The following is a 20,237-nucleotide window of genomic DNA, read 5'->3' as shown; positions in this document are numbered from 1 at the left end:
GTACGCGCCGCTGGCCTGATTCCGCCTCGCCTCATTCCGCCACGATGTCGCCCCAGCGGCCGGCATAGGCTTTGGGCAGGGGCCGGGCGTAGCCGCCGAGCTTGGAGGTCCGCAGGCCCAGCGCCGCCAGGCCCTCGGCCAGCCGGATGGCGCAGGCGATCCCGTCCAGCACCGGAAGGCCGTGCTGCGCGGACAGGCGGGCGGCAAGCTCAGCCATGCCGGCGCAGCCCAGCACGATCGCCTCCGCCCGGTCCTCGGCCTTCGCCCGCTCGATCTCCACCGAGATCCGCGCGGCCGCGTCGCTGCCCGGCTCGTCCAGCGCCAGTACCGGCACCTCGCTGGCGCGGACCCGGGCGCAGCGGGCGGCCAAGCCGTAGCGGACCAGGTTGTGCTCGATCGCCGGGATCGAGCGGGACAGGGTGGTGACCACCGAGAAGCGCCCGGCCAGAAGGCTCGCCATGTGGAAGGCGGCCTCGCCGATCCCGACCACCGGGGCGCTGGCGAGCGACCGGGCGGCATCCAGCCCGGTGTCGTCGAAGCAGGCGATGACATGGCCGTCCACCCCTGCCCTCTCGCCGGCATGGATCTCGGCGAGCAGGCCCGGTACGGAGAAGGCCTCGTCGACATAGCCCTCGATCGAGGCCGGCCCCTCGGCCGGCTGGACCGCCAGGATCTCGGTACCGGGCGAGGCGGCGGCCTGGGCGGCAGCGCCGATCCGGGCGGTCATGGCGGCGGTGGTGTTCGGGTTGACCACCAGGAGGCGGGTCATACCAGGCCGCTCCCGGCGTCCGAGCCATGGCGGCGGCGGTGGCGCTGCACCAGGAGCATGATCCCGATCGCGGAGAGGATCACCGCGAAGGACACCGCGGTGGTGACGGTGCCCAGCGCGTAGATGACCGGCGTGGTCACCGAGGTGGTCAGGCCCTGGAGCTGCATCGGCAAGGTGTTCTCCGAGCCCACCGCCTGGCTGGAGCGGGCGATCTCGTCCCAGGACAGGGTGAAGCCGAACAGCGCCACGCCGACCAGGGAGGGCGCGATGATCGGCAGGACCACGTGGCGGAAGGTCTGCCAGGGCGTGGCGCCGAGGTCGCGGGCGGCTTCCTCGTAGGCCGGGTCGAACCGGTTGAAGACCGCGAACATGATCAGCAGGCCGAACGGCAGGGTCCAGGTCAGGTGCGCGCCCAGGCCCGAGGTCATCAGGCCCATCAGGGTCTGGTACTCGGCCTGGATCCAGGTGATCTCGTAGGCGTCGCCGATCGCCTTGACGTTGTCGTCGACGATCCGGAACTCCAAGGCGATGCCGAGCGACACCACGATCGAGGGCAGGATCAGGCTGGCGATGGCCGTGTAGAACAGGAGGTTGGCGCCGCTGAAGCGCCGGCGGAACGCCAGGCCGGCCAGCACCGAGATGATCACGGTCAGCACGGTGACCACCAGGCCCAGCTTCATCGAGCGCAGGAAGGCATCGGCCACGTAGGCCACGCCGATCCCGGCGAACAGGTTGCGAAACCAGTGCAGCGACACGCCGTTCATCGGGAAGGTCAGCCCGCCGTCCGGCCCCTGGAAGGACAGGACGGTGATGGTGACGGTCGGCCCGTACAGGAACAGGACGTAGAGCGCGAACAGGAAAGTCAGGACCCAGAAGGTCTTGGAGCGGCCCTCGCGCATCCTCACAGCTCCTTGCGGATGTCGACGAAGCGGACCATCGCCCAGACGATCATCAGGACCATCGCCAGCAGGATGATCGCGTTGGCCGCGGCGATCGGGAATTGCAGATAGCTGATCTGGACGTTGATGATCTTGCCCACCGAGGCGATCTGCTGGCCGCCCATCAGGCCGATCGTGATGAAGTCGCCCATCACCACCGTCACCACGAAGATCGAGCCGATCATGATCCCGGTCTTGGTCAGCGGGACGATGACGTGCCAGACGATCTGCCAGCCGCTGGCGCCGTTGTCGCGGGCTGCCTCGATCAGGGAGCGGTCGATCCGCGACATCGAGTTGGCGATCGGCACGATCATGAACACGGTGTTGAGGTGGACGAAGGCCAGGATCACCGAGAAGTCGGAGTAGAGCAGCCAGTCCTGCGGCTCCGAGACGACGCCCATGCCCATCAGCATCTGGTTGACCACGCCGTTGCGGCCGAGCAGCGGGATCCAGGAGATCATCCGGATCACGTTGGAGGTCCAGAACGGGATGGTGCAGAGCAGGGCCAGCACCAGGCGCACCGTACTGGAGCGGATCTCGAACACGATGTAGTAGGAGACGGCAAAGCCGATCACCAGGGTGATCAGCCAGACCAGCAGGCTGAACTTCACGGTGGAGAGATAGGTCTTGAGGGTGGTGCACAGGCCGGGCAGTTCGGCCAGGCAGCCCTCGAACGCGGTGACGTAGTTCTCGGTGACGAAGGCCGGCTCGATCGAATACTCGGTGTAGTTCCAAAAACTCACGACCAGCGTGACGAGCAGCGGCAGGATGAAGAAGAGCAGGAACGCCAGGGCCATGGGCGCGGCCTGCCAGTAGGGTGTCCAGCGCGAGGCCGTCATTCGGTCGTTCCACCAGCCATGGAAGGTCGCGGGTCCGGCCCTCCCGCCCCCTGAGGGGACGGAAGGACCGGCGAATGCAGGGCTCAGGGGGTCAGGCGGCGATGAAGGAGTTCCACTTGCGGACCATGTACTCGTTCTCGTCCATGACCGCGTTCCAGCAGGCGACCGCACCCATGCGCTCGTTGTAGGAGCCGCCGTCGCGCACCGTGCCGGCCTTCTCCAGAAGGCTGCCGTCGGGGCCGACAATGTCCTTCTCGGCGGGCTTGCCTTCCATCCAGTAGGCCCACTCGTAGGGCTCCATGTGCTCCTTCGCGGTGTCGAGCACGGCCGAGTAGTAGCCCTGGCGGTTCAGGTAGGCGCCGGCCCAGCCGGACAGGAACCAGTTGACGAACTCATAGGCGGCATCGAGTTCCCGGCCCTTGAGGGTCTTGGGCAGGCCGAAGCCGGACGCCCAGGCGCGGTAGCCTTCCTTGAGCGGCTGGAACTTGCACTCGATGCCCTTGAGGCGCACCGCGGTCACCGCCGGCGACCACATCGACTGGATGACGGTCTCGCCCGACGCCATCAGGTTCACGCTCTCGTTGAAGTCCGACCAGAAGGCGCGGAACTGGCCGGCCTGCTTGGCCTCGATCAGCCTGGCGATGGTGAGGTCGATCTCCTCCTTGGTCATGTTGCCCTTGTCGGCGTACTTGTGCTCGCCGGTGGCCTCCACGACCATCGCGGCATCCATGATGCCGATCGAGGGGATGTTGAGGATCGAGGCCTTGCCCTTGAACTCGGGGTTCAGGAGTTCCGCCCAGCTCTCGATCGGTCGGCCGACCAGGTCCGGGCGGATGCCCAGCGTGTCGGCGTTGTAGGTGGTGGGGATCAGGGTGATCCACTCGGTCGGCGTGTCGGAGAACTGCTTGGAGTACTGGCCGTCCAGGTAGAACACCTTCTTGGGCGCGGTGCCCTGGTCGCCGATCTTCTTGCCGTCGATCTCGGCCTTGGTGATGGCCGGCGCCAGCTTGTCGACCAGCTTGATCCGCTTGGCGTCCATGCCCATCAGGTTGCCGGCCGGGACCAGCTTCTTCAGCGCGAAATACTCGGTGTCGACCAGGTCGAACGAGTTGGGCTGGGTGATGATGCGCTTGGTCACCTCGTCGGTGGTGACCGAGACATACTCGATCTTCACGCCGGTATCGCGGAACGCCTGCTCGGCGATCGCGGGGGCCTGGTTCACGGCGGTGGACAGATAGCGCAGGGTGACCGGCTCGGCGGAATGCACCGCCGGCGCGCAGATCGCCCCGGTTGCGGCGATGCCGGCCAGGGCGGCGCCGCCCTTGAGGACGTCGCGGCGGGAGGCCGTCGGCTGCATCTTCTTGATCATGGTTTCCCTCGTTGCGATGGCATGGACGGTTCGGCAGCCCTCAGGCGCTGCCCTGCTCGAGCACGTGCATCTGGTCCGGCGCCCAGGAGACGGTGACCCGCTCCCCCTCCCCGAACGGCCGGGCGCGGAACTCCTCTTCCGGGACCAGCGCGATCAGCTCGCCGTCGCGATCGTCGACGAGCTGCACCGAGAAGCCGTTGCCGGCATATTCGGCGGCCTTCACGGTGGCGGCGCGGCTGGTCGGGCCAGTTGCCTCGCCGCGCTGCAGGGCGACCCGGTCGGTGCGCACCGCGACCATCCGGTCGCCCAGATCGATGACGTTGTGGCCGCCGATGAAGCGGGCGACGAACGGCGTGCGCGGCCGGGTGAAGACTTCCTCGGCAGTACCCTGCTGCTCGATCCGGCCGACATTCATCAGCACCACCTTGTCGGCCAGCGCCAAGGCCTCGTCCTGGGAATGGGTGACGTGGACGAACGAAATGCCGAGGCTCTTCTGCAGCTTCTTCAGCTCGGTGCGCACCCGCAGGCGCAGGAACGGGTCGAGCGCCGACAACGGCTCGTCGAGCAGGAGGGCGGCCGGCCGGGTGATCAGGGCGCGGGCCAGCGCAACGCGCTGCTGCTGGCCGCCCGAGAGCTGCGCCGGCAGGCGCTCGGCGAAGCGCTCCATCTCCACCACCCGCAGCATCGCCCGCGCCTGCGCCAGCCGCGTCATCCGGGGCTCGCCGCGCATCCGCAGCGAGAAGGCGACGTTCTCCTGCACGCTCAGATGCGGGAACAGGGCGTAGTTCTGGAACATCATCGCGGTGCCGCGCCTGGCCGGCGGCAGGCGGGTGACGTCCAGCCCGTCGAGCAGGATGTCGCCGGCGGTGGCGATCTCGTGGCCGGCCAGCATGCGCAGGGAGGTGGTCTTGCCGCAGCCCGAGGGGCCGAGCAGGCAGCAATAGGTGGCCGCTGGAATGTCCAGGCTGATGGAATCGACGGCCCGGGCGGTGCCATAGGCCTTCGACACGCCCGCGAACTCGATCCGGCCCCGGGCCTCGCCCGTTTCGGCAGCGGCTGCTGGCATCCAAAACATCTCCGCTGGATTGTCGACAATCCGAGATGCAGTTCCCGTGCCAGACGCCAATCGGGCAGGAATCAGTCGCTGAGGCGCAGCCTCCATGGCCATGGCCATGGAACAGGCATCACCTGCCAGGATATTGAGCAGGCAGCGCCACGATCACCCAGGATCATCTACATCACTGGCGGAGGAACCGGCCCGTCTGCCAAAGATCGTGCTTCCGCAGGACTTCGTGTGCGGGATAGGGTCACGACAACGACCTGACGGCGACGATGCTTTCCCTGACCTGTTCCCCAACCGGATCGCCCGTGCCCGCCGGGCTCCAGCTCGAGCGCGAGATCTTCGAGCACATCCTCGACGCTATCGTGGAGGGCCGCCTGCCGCCGCGCACCAAGCTCGCCGAGGAGAGCCTGGCGGAGATCTTTGACGTGACGCGGGCCCGGGTGCGCAAGGTGCTGCTGCTGCTCGCGCAGCGTGGCGTGGTCCGGCTGGAGCCGAACCGGGGCGCCTTCGTCGCCGAGCCGTCGCCGGCGGAGGCCGCCGCCCTGTTCGAGGCGCGGCGGATCATCGAGAGCCAGACCATCGTCAAGGTCGCCGGGCTGGATGCCCGGGCGCGCGCCCTGGCGGTGGCGCGGCTCGACGCGCATCTGGACGACGAGGCGGCGGCCCGCGCGGCCGGGGAGCAGGGCCGGATCATCCGGCTGGCCGGCGAGTTCCACCGGCTGGTGGCCGAACTGGCCGGCAACCAGGTGCTGGCGGGGATCATCGACGACCTGGTCTGGCGCACCGCCGTGGCGCTGGCGGCCCATGCCCAGCGCCATGACGAGAACTGCCCGCCCGGCGAGCACGACGCCATCGTCCAGGCGATCCGGACCGGCGATCCCCTGACGGCCGCGCGCCGGATGGTCGAGCACCTGCACCATGTCGCCGGGACGCGGCGGGGCTCCTAGCCGTCCGGCCGGTTGCGAACAAACCGGGAATCCGTGATCCTCCGGCCGCAGGCTTCCAGCGGGACGATGTCAAGGTGAGTGCGGCGGCCGCCTATCTGGCGAACCTCAATCCGGAACAGCGGCAGGCGGTGGAGCACGGGATCGGCCGGTCCGGCCCGCCGCAGCCGCTCCTGGTGATCGCCGGGGCCGGGTCCGGCAAGACCAGCACGCTGGCGCACCGGGTGGCGCATCTGATCGCCCATGGCGCCGATCCGCGCCGCATCCTGCTGCTGACCTTCTCCCGGCGGGCGGCCGCGGAGATGGCGAGGCGGGTCGAGCGGATCGCGGGCGAGGTGCTGGGCCCGTCCGCCGCCATCCTGACCGAGGCCCTCACCTGGGCCGGCACGTTCCACGGCATCGGCGCGCGGCTCCTGCGCGAGCATGCCGAGCAGATCGGGCTGGATCCGTCCTTCACGATCCTGGACCGCGCCGATTCCGCCGACCTGATCAACCTTGTCCGCCACGAGCTGGGCTTGTCGGCGACCCAGAGCCGCTTTCCGGCCAAGGCCACCTGCCTTGCGATCTACTCGCGCTGCGTCAACGCCGAGATGGCGCTGGAGGACGTCCTCCAGGCGACCTTTCCCTGGTGCTCGGGCTGGGCGGCGGAGCTGCGCCGGCTGTTCGCCGGCTATGTCCTGGCCAAGCAGCGCCAGAACCTGCTCGATTACGACGACCTGCTGCTCTACTGGGCGCAGATGGCCGCCGAGCCGCTGCTCGCCCAGGAGATCGGCGGCCGGTTCGACCATGTGCTGGTCGACGAGTACCAGGACACCAACCGCCTGCAGGCCTCGATCCTCTTGGGCCTGAAGCCGGCCGGCCACGGCCTGACCGTGGTCGGCGACGACGCCCAGTCGATCTATGCGTTCCGCGCTGCCACCGTGCGCAACATCCTGGACTTCCCGGGCCAATTCACCCCGCCCGCCAGCATCGTTACCCTGGACCGCAACTACCGCTCCACCCAGCCGGTCCTGGCGGCGGCCAACGGCGTGATCGCGCTCTCGGCCGAGCGGTTCACCAAGAACCTGTGGAGCGAGCGAAAGGCGGAGGGGCGGCCCTGGCTGGTGGCCCTGCGCGACGAGGCCGACCAGGCCCGCTACGTGGTGGAGCGGGTCCTGGAGAACCGCGAGGCCGGAATCGCGCTCAAGCAGCAGGCGATCCTGTTCCGCACCTCGCACCATGCCGGACCGCTGGAGGTGGAGCTGACCCGCAGGAACATTCCGTTCGTGAAATTCGGCGGGCTGAAGTTCCTGGATTCCGCGCACGTCAAGGACGTGCTGGCGCTCCTGCGCTTTGTCCAGAACCCGAAGGACCGGGTAGCCGGGTTCCGGCTGATGCAGCTGATCCCCGGGGTGGGCGCGAGTTCCGCCAAACGGGCGCTCGACCGGATGGCGGAGGCGGCCGACCCGGTGGCGGCGCTCATGACCGTGACGGCACCCTCCCGGGCGGGCGACGGCTGGCGGGAGTTCGTCCAGCTGGTCGAGCGGCTGCGCGGCGTTGGCTGGCCGGCCGAGCTGGACCTGGCGCGGGCCTGGTACGAGCCGCATCTGGAGCGGATCCACGAGGACGCCGCCACCCGCCGGGCCGACCTCGTCCAGCTCGCCCAGATCGCGGCGGGCTATCCGTCGCGCGAGCGCTTTTTGACCGAGCTGACCCTGGACCCGCCGGACGCCACCAGCGACCAGGCCGGGGTGCCCCTGCGCGACGAGGACTACCTGATCCTTTCCACGATCCACTCGGCCAAGGGCCAGGAATGGAAGTCGGTGTTCGTGCTGAACGTGGTGGACGGCTGCATCCCCTCCGACCTCGGCACCGGCAGCACCGACGAGATCGAGGAGGAGCGGCGGCTGCTCTATGTCGCGATGACCAGGGCCAGGGACGACCTGCACCTGCTGGTCCCGCAGCGGTTCTTCACTCATGGCCAGCATGCCAGGGGCGACCGGCACGTCTATGCGGCGCGCACCCGCTTCGTCCCGGACCAGTTGCTGTCCCTGTTCGAGCAGACGACCTGGCCGGTGGCGGCGCCGGGCGCCACGGCTCCGGGGGGAGCCGCCCGGAGCGTGCGGATCGATGTCGGCGCCCGGATGCGCGGGATGTGGGCGGCGGGCTGACGGCCAGCCCCGCCGCCGGTCAGGCGGCGCGGGCGCGCTCCCGCCGGCGCAGGACCACCCAGGCGATCGCCCCGGCCACGGTCGCCACCACGAAGATCACGCCCAGCGCCGCGATGGCGGGGGAGAGGCCGAAGCGCATCCGCGAGCCGATCTCGGTGGGCAGGGTGAAGTCGCCGCCGATCGCGAACACGGTGGTGTTGTAGTTCTCGAACGACTGCAGGAAGGCGATGCCGGCGGCGGTCAGCACGGTCGGCCACAGGAACGGCAGGGTGATCCGCCGGAACACGAAGGCCGGGCCGGCGCCAAGGTCGAGGGCGGCCTCGTCCAGGGTCTGGTCGTAGCGGGCGAGCCGGGCCAGGAACATCAGCATGCAATAGGAGGTGATGAAGCTGGCCTGGGCGAGCGTCGCCAGGGTCAGGCCGGCACCGATGCCGATCGGGCTCCAGAAGATCAGGGTCGACAGGCCCAGGATGATGCCGGGCGTGAGGATCGGGCTGACCATCAGGGCATAGAGGAAGGTGGTGGCCCGGCTTTCCATCCGCGCCAGGATCATGGCGCCGGCGAGGCCCGCCGGGATGGCGATCACGATCACGCCCAGCGCCACCATGAAGGAGTGGAGCACGCCGGTGCCCAGCCGCGCATCGGTGAACAGCTCGGTGAACCAGCGCAGGGTGAAGCCTTCCCAGTGGGTCACCGAGGGCTGCGGGTAGGCGTTGAAGGCGGCCGCCATCATCACCACCAGCGGGGCGGCCAGGTAGAAGAAGAACAGCACCAGATAGGCGTCGAGCACCAGGCGGCTGGCGCGGCCGGCATTCATCGGGCGATCTCCCGCAACGACACCCGCATCACCTTCATGACCACCAGCACGAAGGCCAGGCAGGCGATCAGCAGGGTGACGGCGTAGGCGGCGCCGACGTTCCACTGGTTGGCCTCGTAGAACTGCCGGTAGACCAGCTGGGTGAACCAGTCGCCGCCCACGCCGCGGCTCATGATCCACGGCACCGCGTAGGAGCCGGCGGCCAGCATGAAGGTCATGATGCAGCCGATCGCGATGCCCGGGCGGCTGTGCGGGATGATCACCCGGCGGTGGATCTGCGGGATCGAGGCGCCGAGGTCGCGGGCGGCCTCGACCTGGGCGCGGTCCAAGGTCTCCATGGAGTTAAGCATCGGGAAGACCATGAACAGCACGTAGGTGTAGACCATGGTGATGAACACGCCGGAGCCGGTCTCGACGAACGGGACGGGGGGCAGGCCCAGGCCCTGCAGGAGCGTGTTCACCAAGCCCTCGCGGTCGAGCAGGATCAGCCAGGCGAAGATCCGCAGGAGCTCGTTGACGGCATAGGGAATGATCAGCCCGGTCAGGAGGAGCGGCCCGCGCAGGCCGGGACCGGCGGTCGCGACCGCCCAGGCGATCGGGTAGCAGACCACGAAGGCGATCAGCGTGACGGCCAGCGAGGCGCCGAGCGTCCAGAGGAAGATGCGCAGGTGCAGCCCGCTCATGCGCAGGTAGTTGGACAGGCCCCAGGCCCGCACCGGCTTGGTCTCGACCTGCTCCAGCCGGGCGATCTCGGCCTCCACCTCGGCGAGCCTGGCATCGCGCTCCGGCGACGGGTCGTCCAGCGACAGGCGCGCCTGCTCCATCCAGGCCTGGTCGAGCGCCTGCGCAGCCTGCTGGGCGTCGGCCGGCCGTTCCTCCCACCAGAGCGAGCGCTCGATCATGGTGGCCTGCGGCAGGACGATCAGGCCCAGCACCCAGAAGGCGGCGAGCACACAGGCGATCGTGGCCGGGAACACGCCCAGCCGCTGGAAGAGCTTGCGCATGATCGATCCCAGCAGGGAGGCAGGCCCGGCGATGCCGGGCCCGGCCTGGATGGCTGCCGGTCAGGCGTTGGTCAGCTTCTCGACATACTCGGTGCGCAGCGCCGCGAAGAACGGGGTCTGCGGCGGCCACCACCAGAGATTGTCGACCGCCGCCTCGTCCGGATAGGCCATGGCGAAGGCAGCCTTGTTCTCCTCGCTCAGATGCTGGTCAGCACCCACGGCGCAGGAATTGTAGCCGGTGTTGTTGGAGAACACGGCCCCGGCCTCGGGAGTGAGCATGAAGTCGATGAAGGCATAGGCCTGCTCGACGTTCTCGGCACCCGCCGGGATCGCGATCGTGTCGGTCCAGGCGAGGCCACCTTCCTTGGGCATCGAGTAGCGCCACTTCGGGGCGGTGTCGCGGTGGAGCAGGATCCCGGTGGTGTCCCAGGTCTGGCCGATGGTGCAGCCGGCGTCGGTGAAGGCGGAGGTCGCCTCGGTGGCGTTGTTCCAGTAGGCGCCGATCACGTCCTTCTTGGCGATCGCCCACTTGGTCGCCGCCTCGAACACCCGGCGGCTCTCCTCCTCGGACTTCACCAGGTCCATGCCGCGGTCGGACTTCACCTCGCCGATGGCGTCCAGGTAGAGGGCGAGGCTGACCAGCACCGACTTCTGGCGCATGGCGACCTGCTTGGCGAGGTCGTCCTTCCACATGTCGCCATAGGAGAGGTTGCCGTAGGCCAGGTCCGGGTGCTTCTCCGAATCCCAGGTGATCGCCTCGGTGCCCCAGTCGAACGGGATCAGGTGGCGCTTGCCGCGATGGGTGGCGCCCAGCAGCACCGAGCTCTTGTAGATCGACGGGATGACCTGATCGACCTTGAACTTGCTCTCGTCGATCGGGGCGAGCAGGCCGTCCTTGTAGTAGTTCGGGCCGGTGTCGACCGACGGGAACACGATGTCGAAGCCCTTGCCGCCCGACGCGCGCAGCTTGTTCTCCAGCTCGTCGTTCGAGCCATAGGTCGAGAGCTGGACCTGGATGCCGGTCTTGTCGGTGAACTGCTTGGACAGGCCGCCTTCGTTGAAGGTCTGCACGTAGTCGCCCCAGGCGAACACGTTGACCGTGCCGGAGCTGGCCCGGGCCCGCTTCGCCACGAACGGCGCGCCGAGAAGGCTGGCGCCTCCGGCAGCGGCGGCGGCGCCCAGCAGCGTACGGCGGCAGAACATGGCACCGGCCCGGCCGGTCGTGTCGATCTCGGACATGGTTCTCTCTTTCCTGGCGCAAAGGCCCCGATCGGAGCTTGGGTGCCGCGTGACAGGCCGTCGCGTCAAGCGTGTGACATCAGTGGGACCAAAGAATGACAGCGCTTGTGGAAAACACTTGACGGCCACCATAGTGGATGACATCCATCATTCATCGACAATCAAGTACCCGATCAATCGGCCCGACAAATAATCGGGCAGTCCTGCTGCATTCATGCGCGATCTGGTCAATTGGGCGGCAGCAATGCTTCCCGGATCCTCAAGCTTCGCAGCAATGATGCAGTGAACCACGTCTTCGCACCCTGGGAGAAGCGGAGAATGCAGCGTTCGCCGCTCGAGCCATCTCTTTGGTACGCGACCGCGCCGCCGCCGCCGAAGACCGAGCCGATCGACGGCGACCTCACCGCCGACGTCTGTGTCATCGGCGGTGGCTATACCGGCCTGTCGACCGCTCTCCATCTTGCCGAGCAGGGGGTGCGGGTGGTGCTGCTGGAGGCGAAGGAGATCGGGTTCGGCGCGTCCGGGCGCAATGCCGGCCACTGCACCCCGACCTTCCACTTCTACTCGATCCCGACCGTGCGCAAGATGCTGGGGCCGGTCCATGGCGAGCGGCTGGTGCAGCGGCAGACCAACGCCACCAACCTCGCCTTCGACATCATCCGGCGCTACGGCATCGACTGCGAGGGCGTGCAGAACGGCTACCTGATGGTGGCGCACGCACCCTCCCGGGTGGCGGTGCTGGAGGAGAAGCAGCGCACCTATGCCTCGGCCGGCAAGGTCACCCAGCTCCTGGACAAGGCCGAGACCGAGCGGCTGACCGGCTCGCCCCGCTACTACGGCGCCTGGCTGCATCCCGAGGGCGGCCACCTCAACCCGCTCGCCTATGCCCGCGGCCTGGCCCGGGCGGTGATCTCCAAAGGCGGGGTGGTCCACACCTATTCGCCGGTGACCGGCATCGAGCCGGCCGGCAACCGCTGGCGGGTGGTGACGCCCACCGGCAGGGTGACCGCCGAGAAGGTGGTGTGCGGGACCGGCGCCTACACGGACGGCTACTGGCCGGGCCTGGACAAGACCTACACGATCATGTCGGTGGCGATCCTGGCGACCCAGCCGCTCACCGACAACATCCGCAAGACGGTGGCGCCGGAGAACCACACGGTCGTCGAGACCCGCGACGACCCGATGATCTACAAGTACAACAAGGATGGCCGGCTGGTCACCTCGGTGTTCGTCGAGGGCAGGCGCGGTGGCGACGTCGAGTACACCAAGAAGCTGACCGGCGAGAAGCTGAAGTGGATCCTGCCGCAGCTCGATGAGGTCGACTTCCAGTACTACTGGACCGGCGACCTCGACATGCAGCCCAAGACCTTCCCGCGCCTGTTCGAGCTGGCCCCAGGCGTGGTGGCGTCGCTGGGCTATTCCGGCCGTGGCGTGCCCACCGGGACCATGATGGGCACGGTCCTGTCCGAATGGGCCATGGGCGTGCCCAAGGAAGAACTGACGCTGCCGCTGGAGCCGCTGGCCGCCTCGCCGTTCTACATGAAGTTCGTGCCTCAGATCTTCCTTTCCGTCACTCGCGCGCGCGACCAGTGGGTCGCCAAGCGCGAGGGCGTGAACCCGCCAGCCTACTGATGGCGAAGAACCTGCGGCCGCAGGGCCCACGCACCGCCGACTATTCCGGAGTGTCGTTCGACATCCTGGGCGACCTGCTGAGCTTCTACGCGCGCTCGGTGGGCATCGTGCTGAACCGGGACTATGACCGGGCGATCGGCAAGGTCGCGCTGGCGCATGGCACCGGCAAGGTCTCGGTCCTGCTGATGGTCCACGCCAACCCGGGCATCCGCCCCTCGGTGATCGCGCATTTCATCGACAAGGACCGCTCGGCCATGGCGCGGCTGATCGACCAGATGAAGCGCAACGGGCTGATCGAGCAGAAGGTCGACGCCCAGGAGCGGCGCGCCCACGAGCTCTACCTGACGCCGAAGGGCGAAAAGCTGGTCGACGAGGTCCGCAGGATCGCCAAGGAGCAGTCGGACCGGTTCTTCTCGGTGCTGGAGGAGGCCGACCGGGCCGACCTGCTGCGGATCCTGATGACGCTCTACCAGCGCCACGTGACGCCCCTGCCCGACATTGTCCTGAACCGGAAGGCAACCGCATGACCGACCGACGCACGGTTCTCGTCTCCGGCGCCAACCGCGGCATCGGCGCCGCGATCGCCCGGGAACTTCTGGCCAGGGACTGGCAGGTCTCGATCGGGGTGCGCCGGCCGGACAGCGTGCCGGATGACCTGCGCGAGCGCTGCCACGTCCAGGCCTACGACGCGACCGACCGCGGCAGCGAGGCGGCCTGGGTGGCCGCCGCGGCAGAGCGCTTCGGCCGGATCGACGCGGTGGTCGCCAATGCCGGGATCATGATCCCCAAGACGGTGATCGAGGCGGAGGATTCCGACCTCGACGCGGTCCTGGACGTCAACGTGAAGGCGCCGCTGCGCCTGGCCCGCGCAGCCTGGCCCCATCTGGTGGCCTGCGGGCGGGGCCGGGTCGCGACCATCGTGTCGCTGTCCGGCAAGCGGGTGAAGACCGCCAAGGCCGGGCTCTACTCGGTGAGCAAGTTCGCGGCATTGGCCCTGTCCCACGCGATCCGCCATGCCGGCTGGGACCAGGGCATCCGCTCGGTGGCGATCTGCCCGGGCTATGTCGCGACCGACATGGCGCTGGGGCTGACCGACAAGGCCGCGGCCGACATGACCGACCCCAAGGACGTGGCGCGGATCGTGGCGTTCGCCCTGGACCTGCCGAACACGGCCAGCGTGGTCGAGATTCCGATCAACTCGTCGATGGACGATTCGTACTGATCCAGCGCAGCCAGAGAAGCGAGCTGACCTCATGGGACCTGTAGTCGATCCGGTCGATCCGAACGAGAAGCTGCCCGAGCAGGTGGACGTCGTGGTGATCGGCGGCGGCATCATCGGCGTGTCGGCCGCGATGTTCCTGGCCGAGCGCGGCGTGTCGGTGGCGTTGTGCGAGAAGGGGCACATCGCCGGCGAGCAGTCGAGCCGCAACTGGGGCTGGGTGCGCAAGATGGGCCGCGACCCCAGAGAGCTGCCGCTGATCATCGAATCGCTCAAGATCTGGCCGACGCTCAACCAGAAGACCGAAGCCGAGACCGGCTTCAAGGTCACCGGCATCATGTACGGGGCGCGCAGCGAGGCCGAGATGGCCAAGCACGAGGAGTGGCTGCAGTACTCCCGTCCCTACCAGCTCGACACCAAGGCGATCGGCAAGGCGGAGTTCGACGAACTGATGCCGGGCTCCGATGGCGGCTTCGTGGGCGCGCTCTACACCGCCTCCGACGGGCGCGCCGAGCCGCAGAAGGCCGGCCCGGCGATCGCCAAGGCGGCGCAGCGGATGGGCGCCCATGTGTTCACCGAATGCGCGGTGCGCACGATCGAGCGCCAGGGTGGCAAGGTCTCCGGCGTGGTCACCGAGAAGGGGCGGATCCGCTGCAGCACGGTCGTGCTGGCGGGCGGCTCCTGGTCCAGCCTGTTCGCCGGCAACCTCGGCATCCGCCTGCCGCAGCTCTCGGTGATCAACTCGGTGATGCGCACGGCCCCTCTGGAGGGTGCTCCGGAACATGCGCTGTGGGACAAGGCCTGGGCGTTCCGCAAACGCCTGGACGGCGGCTACACGATCGCCGACGGTAGCACCAATGTCCACGAACTGGTCCCGAACAGCTTCCGGTTCTTCAAGGACTTCCTGCCGGCCATGAAGCTGGAGTGGCGCTCCTACGGGTTGCAGATGAACGGCCGGTTCATGACCGAGGCCGGCTGGCCGAAGACCTGGAGCGGCGACCAGGTGACGCCGTTCGAGAAGATCCGGGTGAACGACCCGGCCCCGGTGGAGAAGGTGACCAAGACGGCACTGGCCAAGCTGAAGGCCGCCTTCCCGGCCTTCGCCAACGCCAAGATCGTCCAGCAATGGGCCGGGCGGATCGACGTCACGCCGGACATCGTGCCGGTGATCTCGCATGTCGACAGCGTGCCCGGCTTCTTCATCGCCACCGGCTTCTCCGGCCACGGCTTCGGCATCGGGCCTGGGGCGGGCAAGCTGATCGCCGACATGGTGATGGGCAAGGATCCCGTGGTGGACCCGACCGAGTTCCGGCTGTCGCGCTTTTTGGACGGCACCGTGCCCCGGCCGATGGGGCATGCCTGAGTTTTTCGACGGGCGAGCGCCGGACAAGGCGTCGCCTTCCTTGCGCGGATGAAACTATCGAGGGGGACTGAACGATGACGGATCGCGCTTCCAACGAGACCAGCCTGATGCGCCCGAGCCGGCGCCGGCTCATGGCGATGTCGCTGGCGGGCGGGGCCGCCGTCTGGATGGGGCCGAAGCTCGGCTGGGTCGGCAGCGCCCAGGCGGCCACGCCGCCCGAGCAGCCCACCGGACAGGCGGTGATCGGCTTCTCGCAGGAGCCGACGGTCTTCAACCCCCTGATGCTGCACATCGAGGTCGACGAGGGCGTCTACTTCAACCTGTTCAGCCCGCTCTGGCGCCCGGCCCCGGACGGCACCCTGATCCCGGACCTGGTCACCGAGATCCCCACCGCCGAGAACGGCGGCATCTCCGAGGACGGGCTGACCTGGACGATCCGGCTCAAGGACAACGTGAAGTGGCATGACGGCACGCCGTTCACTGCCGAGGACGTCAAGTACACGATCGAGCTGATCAACAACCCGGACTTCCGCGCCGGGCGCCGGGCCGGCCACGAGCTGGTGCGCGACATCACCGTCAACAGCCCGACCGAGCTGACCTGGCGGATGGAGAAGCCCTACGCGCCCTACCCGGCGATCCTGTCCTGGACCTTCATCGTGCCCAAGCACATCCTGGAGAAGGAGGCCGACCCGAACACCGCGGCGTTCAACAACGCGCCGATCGGGACCGGCGCCTTCAAGTGGGTCGAGCGCGTGCCGGGCGACCACATCACGCTGGAAGCCCATACCGACTTCCACGGCGATGGCCCGTACCTGGAACGGATCATCTTCAAGTACATCCCCGACATGACGGTGCTGTACACCCAGTTCCAGACCGGTGCGGTCGACTACACCGGCATCCAGGGCATCACCCCGGACAAGTACGAGGAAGGCAGGGCGCTGGAGGGCCGCGTCGTCCAGACCGTGCCGCAGCCGTTCATCGAGAACATCGCGGTCAACCTGGGCCTGCCGGTGTTCCAGGACCGGGCGGTGCGCGAGGCGCTGCTCCTGGGCATGGACAAGCAGAGCATCATCGAGGCGATCTATTACGGCCTGCCCACGCCCACCGAATCCTTCCTCCCCAGCCAGTCCTGGGCCTACAACCCGGACCTGCCCCAGCACGAGTACAACCCCGAGAAGGCCAGGCAGATCCTGGAAGAGGCCGGCTGGGTCGACAGCGGCGACGGGATCCGGGCCAAGGACGGCGTGCGCCTGGAGTTCACCAACTCGACCACGGCAGGCAACACCACCCGCGAGCAGGCGCAGCAGTTCCTCCAGCAGAACTGGCTGGAGATCGGTGCGAAGATGAACATCAGCAACCTGCCGCCCGCGGTGATGTGGGGCGAGTACTGGATGATGTCGAAGTTCGAGAGCGCCATGGTCGGCATCGGCTTCGGCATCGGCCCGGACCCGGACGCCACCGACTTCTTCCACAGCAAGTCGATCGGTGCGCAGGGGGGTACGGGGCAGAATACCACTCAGTATTCCAGCCCGGAGGTCGACAAGCTGCTGGAGGAGGGTGCGACCACCACCGACCAGTCGGCGCGGGCCGAGATCTACAAGAAGATGCAGGAAGTGACCCGGCACGACCTGCCCTACCTGCCGATCTTCCAGTACGCGATGGTGCAGGGCACCAAGGCCGACCTGCAGAACTTCAAGCCGAACTTCGCGGTGCAGGAGAACTGCTGGAACGCCAACGAGTGGTACTTCGCGAGCTGACGCCGCGTCGCTGACCGAACGGACCGGGGACGCCCAGGCCCCGGTCCTCTCGCACGAGGGAGGCCCCTAGGTGGGACGCTATCTGCTCGGCAGGCTGGGCCAGAACCTGGTCCTGCTCTGGCTGGTTTCGATGATCGGGTTCGGGGTGCTCTACCTGGCGCCGGGCGGGCCGTTGTCGCAGTTCGCGATGGTGCCCGGCATGTCCCAGGAGGACATCGCCCGGATCGCCCAGCAGATGGGCCTCGATCGGCCGCTGCCGGTGCAGTACTGGGAATGGTTCACCCGGCTGCTGATGGGCGACTGGGGCCGCTCCTACCGCGATTCCCAGCCGGTCCTGCACGTGATCGGCTCGCATCTCTGGGCCACGCTGGAATTGATGATCGTCGCCATGCTGATCGCCGTCCTGCTGGGCGGCTGGATCGGGGTGATGGGCGCGATCCGCCGCTATTCCTTCTTCGACACGCTGGCGACCATCGGCGCCATGATCGCCCTGTCGATCCCGACCTTCTGGTTCGGCCTGGTCACCATCTACATCTTCTCGGTCAAGCTCGGCTGGCTGCCACCCGGCAACCGCTACACGGTCGGCGACGCCTCGTTCCTCGACTATGTCCACCACCTGATCGCACCGTCTTTGGTGCTGGCCCTGGTCGAGGTCGCGGTGTGGAGCCGCTACATGCGCGCCTCGATGCTGGACGTGATCAACCAGGACTTCATCCGCACCGCCCGCGCCAAGGGACTGCCCGAGCGGCTGATCCTGTTCCGGCACGCGATCCGCAACGCGCTGATCCCGATGATCACCCTGGCTGGCCTGCAGATGCCGACCCTGCTGGGCGGCGCGCTGGTGACCGAGACGGTGTTCACCTGGCCCGGCATGGGCCGGCTATTCCTGGATAGCCTGGGCTACCGCGACTACCCGGTGGTGATGGGCATCCTGATGTTCACCGCGATCATGGTGCTGATGGCCAACCTGATCGCCGACCTGCTCTGCGCAGTGGTCGATCCCCGCATCCGGCTGGACTGACGCCATGGCCCATGTCGCCGCCCCCGCTTCGGCCGCCAGCCTGCCGGCCCCCACCCGCCACCGCGCCCTGCGCCGGTTCTGCCGCCACCGCCTGGCGGTATTCGGCGTGGCGATGATCGTGCTCCTGGTGCTGCTCTCCGCGGTCGGGCCGTACCTGATCCCCTACGACCAGCTGTTCATCGACATCCGCAACCGGTTCGCGCCGCCCTTCGTCAGCGCGCACGTGCTGGGCACCGACCCGCTCGGCCGCGACCATGCCGCCCGCCTGCTCAATGCCGGACGGATCTCGCTGACCGTGGGCTTCCTGGCGATGCTGGTCTCCACCGTGATCGGCACGGTGATCGGCGCGGTCGCCGGGTATTACGGCCGGTGGCTGGGTGCGGTGCTGATGCGCCTGGTCGACGCGATCCTGTGCTTTCCTTCGGTGTTCCTGCTGCTCGCCCTGGCGGCGTTCATCAAGCCGAACGTGCTGACCATCACGCTGATCATCGCCGCCACCAGCTGGATGGAGGTGGCGCGGGTGGTGCAGAACCAGATGCGCTCCCTGCGCGAGCGCGACTTCACCGTGGCGGCGGAGATGATCGGCGCGTCCGACGCGGTGATCATCTTCCGCGAGCTCCTGCCCAACGTGATCGGCCCGATCGTGGTGGCGGCGACGCTCACGGTCGCCCGGGCGATCCTGATGGAATCCTATATCAGCTTCCTGGGCTACGGCATCCAGCCGCCGATGGCGAGCTGGGGCAACATGCTCAACAACGCCCAGCAATACCTGACCTCGGCCCCCTGGCTGGCGATCTTCCCGGGCCTGATGATCACGCTGGCGGTGGCGAGCTTCAACTTCGTGGGCGACGGCCTGCGCGACGCGCTGGACGACCGGCTGGACGCGCAGTGACGGCAAACGCCGGCTCGGGTTCGTTCGTGTCAAGCGCGCTGGCCGAAGACCGGGCCGGCTGCCTACAGCTCCTTGTAGAAGAAGCTGGCCGCCGCGCGCCGGCTCCGGTCGGCGCAGGTCGCGTAGCCTGGGATCTCGCCGTACTTCGTCCACCCGAGTGCTGCATAGAGATGCTCGGCGGGGCTGCCGGTCTCGGTGTCCAGCGTCAGCAGGGTGCGGCCGATCCGGCGCGCCTCGGCCTCGGCCGCCTGCATCAGCGCCCGGCCCAGGCCCTGGCGGCGGGCGCGCCGGTGCACGAGCAGCTTGGCGATGTCGGCGCGGAACGCCTGGTTTTCCTGCGGGGCCAGGACCAGTTGCACCGAACCGTGCAGTTCCTCGTCGCTGCCGGCCCAGAAGATCAGCCGCTCGCCGCGGGCATGGCTGGCAAGCGCTCCCTGCCACCAGGCCTCCGCCTTGGAGGCGGTCATCGGCCAGACGAAGTTGACCGAGGCGCCGCCCTCGACCGCTTCCGCCAGGAGGGCGGCGAGCTGGCCCAGGCGCGGCGCCGCCTCCTCCGGCGACAGGAGGCGGATGGCGTGGCTGTTCATGGGATTGCTGCTCGAGGGTTCGCCGCTCACGGGAACGGCTCCAGGGTCAGGATCACGGCGTAGCGGGCGGTTTGGCCGCCCATGTTGCGGAAGCCGTTGCCGTCGACCAGGCGCATGTGCAGGCAGTCGCCGGGACCAAGCCGGTGGACCGCCCCGCCCTGGATCGCCTCGATCTCGCCCTCCAGGGCCCAGACATGCTGGTCGATGACCCGGCGGGGGCTCGGATCGAAATGCAGCTCGGCGCCCGGGGGCAGCTCGACCTCGACGATGCGGACGGGAGAGCCGGTGCCGGCCGGCGCCACCTCGCGGCGGACATAGCCGCTGGCGGGATCCTGCCAGACCGGCTGGTCGTCGCGCCGCAGCAGGGGCGAGGCGGTGGCGCGGGCGAACAGCGCGGACAGGCTGATGCCGAGCCCGGCGCAGAGCCGGTCCAGCACCACCGCGCTGGCATGGACCTCGCCCCGCTCGATCCGCGAGATCATCGCCCGGCTGACGCCGGTCCGCGTCGCGACCTCCTCCAGCGGCAGCCGCAGCGCCGCCCGCCGCTCCGCCACGCGCCGGCCGATCAGAACAGGCAGCTCGCTCTCTGCATCCATGAAGATAGATTATATTCTCTTTTCGTGGAACTCCAGCA

The 20,237-nt window shown here is 68.4% G+C and carries 19 protein-coding genes; 9 read left to right on the top strand and 10 right to left on the bottom strand.

Features of this window, described 5'->3' with window-relative positions; all coding sequences use genetic code 11:
- Positions 1–31 precede the first annotated feature (31 nt).
- The 5 genes from GEMRO_RS0111020 to GEMRO_RS0111000 form a co-directional block, all read right to left on the bottom strand.
- Positions 32–769: an aspartate/glutamate racemase family protein gene (locus GEMRO_RS0111020; RefSeq protein ID WP_027134026.1), complete on the bottom strand. Its 738-nt coding sequence runs from the start codon at positions 767–769 to the stop codon at positions 32–34.
- On the bottom strand, positions 766–1,668 hold the full coding sequence (locus tag GEMRO_RS0111015) for an ABC transporter permease (protein WP_027134025.1): 903 nt from the start codon (positions 1,666–1,668) through the stop codon (positions 766–768). The genes GEMRO_RS0111020 and GEMRO_RS0111015 overlap by 4 nt, the downstream gene beginning before the upstream one ends.
- A gap of 2 nt (positions 1,669–1,670) precedes the next feature.
- Entirely contained in the window at positions 1,671–2,546 is an 876-nt protein-coding gene (locus tag GEMRO_RS0111010; protein WP_027134024.1) for an ABC transporter permease, read from the bottom strand.
- Positions 2,547–2,637: 91 nt separating this feature from the next.
- Positions 2,638–3,915 carry an ABC transporter substrate-binding protein gene (locus tag GEMRO_RS0111005; RefSeq protein WP_027134023.1) on the bottom strand — a complete coding sequence of 426 codons (1,278 nt, stop codon included), beginning with the start codon at positions 3,913–3,915 and terminating at the stop codon, positions 2,638–2,640.
- 40 nt (positions 3,916–3,955) lie between these two features.
- Entirely contained in the window at positions 3,956–4,981 is a 1,026-nt protein-coding gene (locus GEMRO_RS0111000; RefSeq protein WP_051329592.1) for an ABC transporter ATP-binding protein, read from the bottom strand.
- Between the two features lie 302 nt (positions 4,982–5,283).
- Between GEMRO_RS0111000 and GEMRO_RS29065 the strand changes: the two genes are divergently transcribed.
- Complete coding sequence (locus GEMRO_RS29065) at positions 5,284–5,925, top strand: GntR family transcriptional regulator (protein ID WP_051328947.1); 642 nt, start codon at positions 5,284–5,286, stop codon at positions 5,923–5,925.
- A gap of 74 nt (positions 5,926–5,999) precedes the next feature.
- Complete coding sequence (locus GEMRO_RS0110990; RefSeq protein ID WP_027134021.1) at positions 6,000–8,072, top strand: ATP-dependent helicase; 2,073 nt, start codon at positions 6,000–6,002, stop codon at positions 8,070–8,072.
- A gap of 19 nt (positions 8,073–8,091) precedes the next feature.
- Here GEMRO_RS0110990 and GEMRO_RS0110985 read toward each other — a convergent pair whose 3' ends face one another.
- The 3 genes from GEMRO_RS0110985 to GEMRO_RS0110975 are packed head-to-tail and all read right to left on the bottom strand — an operon-like array spanning position 8,092 to position 11,132.
- A complete protein-coding gene (locus tag GEMRO_RS0110985) occupies positions 8,092–8,889 on the bottom strand; it encodes an ABC transporter permease (protein WP_027134020.1) in 798 nt (265 codons plus the stop codon).
- Complete coding sequence (locus GEMRO_RS0110980; protein WP_027134019.1) at positions 8,886–9,893, bottom strand: ABC transporter permease; 1,008 nt, start codon at positions 9,891–9,893, stop codon at positions 8,886–8,888. The genes GEMRO_RS0110985 and GEMRO_RS0110980 overlap by 4 nt, the downstream gene beginning before the upstream one ends.
- 60 nt (positions 9,894–9,953) lie before the next feature.
- On the bottom strand, positions 9,954–11,132 hold the full coding sequence (locus GEMRO_RS0110975; protein WP_084506821.1) for an extracellular solute-binding protein: 1,179 nt from the start codon (positions 11,130–11,132) through the stop codon (positions 9,954–9,956).
- Between the two features lie 318 nt (positions 11,133–11,450).
- Here GEMRO_RS0110975 and GEMRO_RS0110970 point away from each other — a divergent pair, with 318 nt between their 5' ends.
- From GEMRO_RS0110970 to GEMRO_RS0110940, 7 genes are all read left to right on the top strand, one after another.
- A complete protein-coding gene (locus GEMRO_RS0110970; RefSeq protein ID WP_027134017.1) occupies positions 11,451–12,764 on the top strand; it encodes an NAD(P)/FAD-dependent oxidoreductase in 1,314 nt (437 codons plus the stop codon).
- Positions 12,764–13,291 carry a MarR family winged helix-turn-helix transcriptional regulator gene (locus GEMRO_RS29060; RefSeq protein ID WP_051328946.1) on the top strand — a complete coding sequence of 176 codons (528 nt, stop codon included), beginning with the start codon at positions 12,764–12,766 and terminating at the stop codon, positions 13,289–13,291. Before GEMRO_RS0110970 ends, GEMRO_RS29060 begins: the two co-directional genes overlap by 1 nt.
- The gene (locus GEMRO_RS0110960; protein WP_027134016.1) at positions 13,288–13,986 is read left to right on the top strand and encodes an SDR family NAD(P)-dependent oxidoreductase; all 699 of its coding nucleotides are present in this window, start codon (positions 13,288–13,290) and stop codon (positions 13,984–13,986) included. The genes GEMRO_RS29060 and GEMRO_RS0110960 overlap by 4 nt, the downstream gene beginning before the upstream one ends.
- Positions 13,987–14,017: 31 nt before the next feature.
- Positions 14,018–15,346 carry an NAD(P)/FAD-dependent oxidoreductase gene (locus GEMRO_RS0110955; RefSeq protein WP_027134015.1) on the top strand — a complete coding sequence of 443 codons (1,329 nt, stop codon included), beginning with the start codon at positions 14,018–14,020 and terminating at the stop codon, positions 15,344–15,346.
- 74 nt (positions 15,347–15,420) lie between these two features.
- A complete protein-coding gene (locus tag GEMRO_RS0110950; protein WP_027134014.1) occupies positions 15,421–17,103 on the top strand; it encodes a peptide ABC transporter substrate-binding protein in 1,683 nt (560 codons plus the stop codon).
- A gap of 70 nt (positions 17,104–17,173) precedes the next feature.
- Complete coding sequence (locus GEMRO_RS0110945) at positions 17,174–18,124, top strand: ABC transporter permease (protein ID WP_027134013.1); 951 nt, start codon at positions 17,174–17,176, stop codon at positions 18,122–18,124.
- A 4-nt stretch (positions 18,125–18,128) separates the two neighbouring features.
- Entirely contained in the window at positions 18,129–19,016 is an 888-nt protein-coding gene (locus tag GEMRO_RS0110940; RefSeq protein ID WP_035485154.1) for an ABC transporter permease, read from the top strand.
- A 62-nt stretch (positions 19,017–19,078) separates the two neighbouring features.
- Here the strand turns inward: GEMRO_RS0110940 and GEMRO_RS0110935 are convergent, their stop codons facing one another.
- Together GEMRO_RS0110935 and GEMRO_RS0110930 are read right to left on the bottom strand one after the other, a co-directional pair.
- Positions 19,079–19,633, bottom strand: coding sequence for a GNAT family N-acetyltransferase (locus GEMRO_RS0110935; RefSeq protein ID WP_205624952.1), 555 nt, complete (start codon positions 19,631–19,633; stop codon positions 19,079–19,081).
- Entirely contained in the window at positions 19,630–20,199 is a 570-nt protein-coding gene (locus tag GEMRO_RS0110930) for a helix-turn-helix domain-containing protein (protein ID WP_027134010.1), read from the bottom strand. Before GEMRO_RS0110930 ends, GEMRO_RS0110935 begins: the two co-directional genes overlap by 4 nt.
- Between the last annotated feature and the right edge of the window lie 38 nt (positions 20,200–20,237).

This window comes from Geminicoccus roseus DSM 18922 (assembly GCF_000427665.1).
Taxonomy (GTDB): domain Bacteria; phylum Pseudomonadota; class Alphaproteobacteria; order Geminicoccales; family Geminicoccaceae; genus Geminicoccus; species Geminicoccus roseus.
Note: the sequence above shows the minus strand (reverse complement) of the source record. Positions and strands in the feature narration are given on the sequence as shown.